This window comes from Desulfocicer vacuolatum DSM 3385, assembly GCF_900176365.1.
GTDB classification, from domain to species: domain Bacteria; phylum Desulfobacterota; class Desulfobacteria; order Desulfobacterales; family Desulfobacteraceae; genus Desulfocicer; species Desulfocicer vacuolatum.
This window is the reverse complement of record NZ_FWXY01000078.1, coordinates 1-1,119: the sequence shown is the minus strand read 5'-3', so window position 1 is coordinate 1,119 and position 1,119 is coordinate 1. Positions and strand designations below refer to the sequence as shown.

The 1,119-nt window shown below is 37.9% G+C and carries 1 protein-coding gene; it reads left to right on the top strand.

Annotated elements, in window-relative coordinates:
* The first annotated feature begins 838 nt into the window (after positions 1-838).
* Entirely contained in the window at positions 839-1,066 is a 228-nt protein-coding gene (locus B9A32_RS20980; RefSeq protein WP_084072144.1) for a hypothetical protein, read from the top strand.
* The last annotated feature ends 53 nt before the right edge of the window (positions 1,067-1,119 follow it).

The window sequence follows — 1,119 nt, the reverse complement described above, 5'->3', positions numbered from 1 at the left end:
ATACATGGCTCATTAAAATATAAAACCCCAATGGAAATTTATGAAAGTTACCAACGTGGAGAGGATCTGAATCTTCCGGAAATAAGGATGTAAAAAGATGAATCTCTATAGCCCCAAAACGGATTGGGCAAAAATGGGCTCTTTTTTTTGTAAAGCGTGCCACATTTTACTAAGAGGCTTACCCAGTAAGGCTTTTCATTATAGTTAAGAGTAAATAAGAGGAGATTATATCCAAATAAACTGGGGCTCAGAAGAGCAAATGAATGCTTTAATGGAAGCAGAAGATCATACCAAAAATTGGGCGTGTATTCGGTTATTTTAACAAAGGGATGCTTTATAATCGCCTTGAATAATGAAAAAAAGATATTTTTTCCTTGTTAACCCGATAGCGGCCCTTTATTTAATTTAAAGGAACTCCCCAGCTCAAGAAGGACTATCCCCTTCTGAAAAAAGGGTAGAGCCGTAAGGATAAAATATTTGGGGCTTGATCATAACCTCGGCCATATTGTGGTGTGATTTTAACGATCAAAAACAAACTCTGTTATTACAGTAGGTTGTGACGGTAAAAATTTTCTCTCCCGTATAGTGGCTCAGCTTATGATCAACCCCAGCATTTGTGAGACGGAAGCCCTGCTTTTTTTCTGGCAAAGGGAGATTTCAGCAATAATTTTATTTTGTACGGATTGTGATTTTTTCCCCTCTACCCCCCAGGGGGGGGGCGTGTGTCAAAATTTTACCTGAAAATGAAGCACTTTTTTTGTAAAGCGTGGCACGCTTTTCTATAACCCTTTATTGACAATGGTCTTAAGGTTTAAGAAGACCGGTATGAGGTAATGAAATGCAGAGCAAACGTGGAGGATACAGAGGAAAACCTAAACAAAAGTTACCCCCACATCTCAAACGGGTTCATGTGAATGCCCGTATCCAAAAATGGATGCTTGATCAATTAAAGGCAAAAGGAGAACCCGGAATAGTTTTGGAAGATATTTTGAAAAAGGCTGGTTTTGAATATTGTGAACCCCAAAATGAACAATTTTGTGCTTTCAACAATTCAAACTTGGAGTAAAAATAAATAAAAAACTACGAGATAAAACTCTCCATAAAAAAGGGGTTGACCCG

What these genes read in the sequence shown, in the direction of transcription:
- B9A32_RS20980 (WP_084072144.1), top strand. Translation starts at nt 839, where the DNA reads ATGCAGAGCAAACGTGGAGGATACAGAGGAAAACCTAAACAAAAGTTA.